The organism is Amycolatopsis sp. NPDC003861, assembly GCF_053605405.1.
This window is the reverse complement of record NZ_JBSGJD010000436.1, coordinates 1-4,204: the sequence shown is the minus strand read 5'-3', so window position 1 is coordinate 4,204 and position 4,204 is coordinate 1. Positions and strand designations below refer to the sequence as shown.

General features: G+C 75.5%; 5 protein-coding genes. 4 read left to right on the top strand and 1 reads right to left on the bottom strand.

Going from position 1 to position 4,204, the window contains the following annotated elements:
• Positions 1-86 precede the first annotated feature (86 nt).
• Entirely contained in the window at positions 87-1,022 is a 936-nt protein-coding gene (locus ACWEVN_RS46845; protein ID WP_452055579.1) for a ferritin-like domain-containing protein, read from the bottom strand.
• A gap of 118 nt (positions 1,023-1,140) precedes the next feature.
• Here ACWEVN_RS46845 and rimP point away from each other — a divergent pair, with 118 nt between their 5' ends.
• From rimP to ACWEVN_RS46825, 4 genes are all read left to right on the top strand, one after another.
• Entirely contained in the window at positions 1,141-1,674 is a 534-nt protein-coding gene (rimP, locus tag ACWEVN_RS46840) for a ribosome maturation factor RimP (protein WP_449685004.1), read from the top strand.
• On the top strand, positions 1,671-2,717 hold the full coding sequence (gene nusA / locus ACWEVN_RS46835; RefSeq protein ID WP_043785288.1) for a transcription termination factor NusA: 1,047 nt from the start codon (positions 1,671-1,673) through the stop codon (positions 2,715-2,717). Before rimP ends, nusA begins: the two co-directional genes overlap by 4 nt.
• Before the next feature lie 77 nt (positions 2,718-2,794).
• Positions 2,795-3,112: a YlxR family protein gene (locus tag ACWEVN_RS46830; protein WP_310972566.1), complete on the top strand. Its 318-nt coding sequence runs from the start codon at positions 2,795-2,797 to the stop codon at positions 3,110-3,112.
• A 78-nt stretch (positions 3,113-3,190) separates the two neighbouring features.
• A partial coding sequence (locus tag ACWEVN_RS46825) for a translation initiation factor IF-2 N-terminal domain-containing protein (protein ID WP_452055580.1) occupies positions 3,191-4,204 on the top strand: 1,014 nt, incomplete at its 3' end.

Genomic DNA, 4,204 nt, shown 5'->3' with positions numbered 1-4,204 from the left:
GGCGTTGGTTGCGTCCAACGCACCGAACGCCACATTGGGTGCGCTGGACGCACCGAACGCCACATTGGGGCGCTTGGGCGGGGCGGTCAGGAGTTCTGGCCGGGCATGGCGATCGCGACCGGCTTCTCGCCCGCCTCGGAACGCCAGGGCGTGCCGCGGCGGGAGGCGGCGACCAGTGCGTGCAACGCCGTGGTCCGCAACCCCGCGTCGTCGGTGTGGTCGATCACCGCGAGCCACGCCGACGCGCAGTCCGCCTCGGCCGTCGCCACCACCTGGGACGCCGACTTCGCGTCCGTCACCGGGTTCTTCGGCACGTACGCCGCCTCCGGGGCCACCGGGGTCGCCCCGGCCGCCGCCAGCGCCGTCTGCAGGAAGTCGCGGCGCAGGGCGTGCTCCGCCGCGCCGTTCTTCTCCGCGTCGCCGAACTCGCCCGGCAGGAACGCGCTGACCAGGCCGTACACCCACACCGCGGCGTGCTCGGCCGCCAGCGCCGCCTGCAGCGGGTCCACCGCCTCCGGCGGGATCGCCCCGGCCGGGGCGGTGCCCACCTTGGGCGCGTCCTCGCCCGGGCCCAGCGCCGGGGCGATGCGCTGCAGCGACGCGCAGCCCGCCGCCACCGCCGCGACCAGCCCGGCGCGGTAGCGCGGCAGCCCGCCGACGAGGTCTTCGGCCTGCTTGCGCGCGGCCGCCAGCCGGTCCTTCAGGTCGCCCAGCGCGGCGGGCGCCGGCGGCGCCGCGGACGGCGACGGCGTGGGCCGGTTCAGCCGGTCCACTTCGGACTTGAGGGCGGCCGCGTGGGCCGCGCGCGCGTCGGCGAGCTGGCCGGCGGCGTCGGCGTCGGCCCCCTTCGCCAGCGCCCGCGCGGCGTCGGCGTCGGCCTGGGCGGCGGCGAGCAGCGGCTGCAGCGGGTCGGGGCTTTCGTCGTAGCCGGGCCCGCAGGCGGCGAGGGGAACGGCCAGTGCGGCCAGCGCCCCCGCGCGGAGGGCGGTACGACGGGTCAGCTCGGTCGGTCTTCCGGTCACGCCGCCCCATCCTGCCAGGCCCCGGGGCGGCCCCGCCGCTCGCGCGGGGTGAGCGGGCGACCGGATAAGCTGGTCCACCACCGACCCGACCACCCAGCCCGAGCAAGGAGACCCCCACGTGCCAGGAGAACTCGCCAGCCGGCTTCAGCCGATAGTGGCCGAAGCCGTCACCGCCGCGGGTTTCGACCTCGATTCGTTCGAGGTGCAGCAGGCCGGCCGGCGCCAGCTGGTCAAGGTCGTCGTCGACGCCGACGACGGGGTCGGGCTGGACGAGGTCGCCGAGGTCAGCCGCAAGGTCTCGGCGGCCCTCGACGAGAACGACCACGTGCTGGCGAGCGCCTACACGCTGGAGGTCACCTCGCCGGGGCTCGACCGCCCGCTCACCCAGGCGCGGCACTGGCGGCGCGCGCGGTTCCGGCTGGTCAAGGTCACCCCGGCCGACGGCGCGGCCTTCATCGGCCGGGTCGGCCACGCGGGCGAGCACGCCGCCCGCGTCCTCGAAGGCGGCAAGATCCGCGACGTCCGCTACGCCGACGTGGCGAAGGCGGTCGTGGAGATCGAGTTCAAGCAGCCGCCCGCCGAGGACCTGAAACTGCTCGAAGACGACGCGTCCGGCTCGATCGCGGCCGAGACGGAGAAGGGGTCGAAGTGAACGTCGACATCGCCGCGCTGCGGGCGATCGAACGGGACAAGGACATCCCCTTCGAAACGGTGATCGAGGCCATCGAGACGGCCTTGCTCACCGCGTACAAGCACACCGAGGGCCACCAGCCGCACGCCCGCATCGACATCGACCGCAAGACGGGCCTGGTGCGCGTGCTCGCGCACACGCTGACCCACGACGGCCAGGTCGACGAGGAGTGGGACGACACCCCGGAGGGGTTCGGCCGGATCGCCGCCACCACCGCGCGCCAGGTCATCCTGCAGCGGCTGCGCGACGCCGAGCACGAGAAGACCTTCGGCGAGTTCTCCACCAAGGAGGGCGAGATCGTCGCCGGCGTCATCCAGCGCGACGCCCGGGCGAACGCGCGCGGCATGGTCGTGGTCCAGGTGGGTGACACCGAGGGCGTGCTGCCGTCCGGCGAGCAGGTCGCCGGGGAGTCCTACGAGCACGGCAGCCGGATCAAGGCGTACGTGGTCACGGTCTCGCGCAGCAACCGCGGCCCGCAGATCACGCTCTCGCGCTCGCACCCGAACCTGGTGCGCAAGCTGTTCGCGCTCGAGGTGCCGGAAATCGCCGACGGGACGGTCGAGATCGCCGCCGTCGCGCGCGAGCCGGGGCACCGCACGAAGATCGCGGTCAAGTCCACCGTGCCGGGCGTCAACGCCAAGGGCGCGTGCATCGGCCCGGTCGGCGCGCGCGTGCGCAACGTGATGAGCGAGCTGGCCGGTGAGAAGATCGACATCATCGACTACTCCGAGGACCCCGCTCGCTTCGTCGGGAATGCGCTGTCGCCCGCGAAGGTTGTCTCGGTACGAGTCGTGGACGAGCGGGCGAAGACGGCCCGCGTCGTGGTGCCGGACTTCCAGCTGTCGCTGGCGATCGGCAAGGAGGGCCAGAACGCCCGCCTCGCCGCCCGCCTGACCGGCTGGCGGATCGACATCCGCAGCGACGCCGCACCGGCGGACGACGAGGGTGATCAAGACCACGCCCGTCCGCCGCGGCCCGCCGCGACAACCGGTTCGGCTGAGTGAAGGTCGAAGCGCTAGACTCAGGAGTGGTTCGAAGCCCGCGGCGGGTAGCCGAGCACCAGCCCCACCGGAATTCCCCGGTGCGGACTTGTGTCGGCTGCAAGCGGCGGGCATTGATCGGTGAGCTGCTGCGCGTGGTCGCGGTGGCCGGGCGGGTGGTCGTCGACGAGCGTCGGCGGCTGCCGGGCCGGGGGGCTTGGCTGCACCCCGACCCGGACTGCCTGGCCAAGGCCGAACGGCGGCGAGCCTTCCCGAGGGCCCTGCGGGCTCCCGGGGCGGCCGACGCCTCGGAGGTCCGCGAGCACGTCGGGCGCACCACCCCGCACCACGAACCCGGGATGTCCCCGGGGTCGCGAGGAAGCAAGGAAGCAGGTCGACCCGTCATGAGTCAGCCGTGAAGCTGAAGCCATGAGCGTCAGACAATAAGGACGAGGTCAGCGGGTTTTCCGCCTGGCCTCCCCTAGATGAGGAGAGTTGTGCCAGGCAAGGCCCGCGTACACGAGCTCGCGAAGGAGCTCGGCATCACCAGCAAGGACGTGCTCGCGAAGTTGAAGGAACAGGGCGAGTTCGTCAAGTCCGCGTCGTCCACGGTCGAGGCGCCCGTCGCCCGCCGTCTCCGCGACGCGTATGCGCCCAAGGGCGCGAAGAAGCCCACCCCGACCCCCGGCCCCTCGGCGCGCCCCGGCCCGCCGGCCGCCAAGCCCGGACCCGCTGCCCCGAAGCCCCCCGCGCCTGCCCAGCAGGCTCCGGCGGCCCAGGCGGCGCCCGCTCCGGCCGCGTCGGCTACGTCGGCTCCGGCGGCACCCCAGCAGCAGGCGCCCGCGGCGTCGAAGCCGGCCACCCCGGGGCAGCGCCCCGGCCCCCGGCCCGGCCCGCGCCCGGCTCCGGCCGCGCCCCAGCAGCAGGTCCCGGCGGCCAAGGCCGAGACTCCGGCTGCGCCCAAGCAGGACACCCCGGCCGCGCCCGCGCAGGGCACCGGCTCGGTCGTCCCGCCGAAGCCGCAGGGCCCCAAGCCCGGCGGTCCCAAGCCCGGCCCGCGCACGCCGCGCGTCGGCAACAACCCGTTCGGCGTCGGTTCCGGCGCCCCGGCCCCGCGTCCGCAGGCCCCGCGCCCCGGTGGCGGCCAGGGCGGCGACAACCGGCCCCCGCGTCCCGGCGGTGGCGCCGGCGGTGACCGTCCGGCCCCGCGGCCGGGTGGTGGCGCCGGTGGCAACCGGCCGAGCCCGGGCAACATGCCCCCGCGGCCGAACCCCGGCATGATGCCGGGCCGCACGCAGCGTCCCGCCGGTCCCGGTGGCGGCGCCCGCGGTGGTCCCGGTGGCGGCGCCCGTGGCGGTCCTGGTGGCGGCGGTCGTCCCGGTGGCGGCGGCGGTTTCCGCGGCGGTCCCGGTGGTGGCGGCGGCGGTGGCTTCCGCGGCGGCCCCGGTGGCGGCGGCGGTGGCGGCGGCTTCCGCCCGGCGAAGAACCCCCCCCCGACCAAGCCCGCGGGG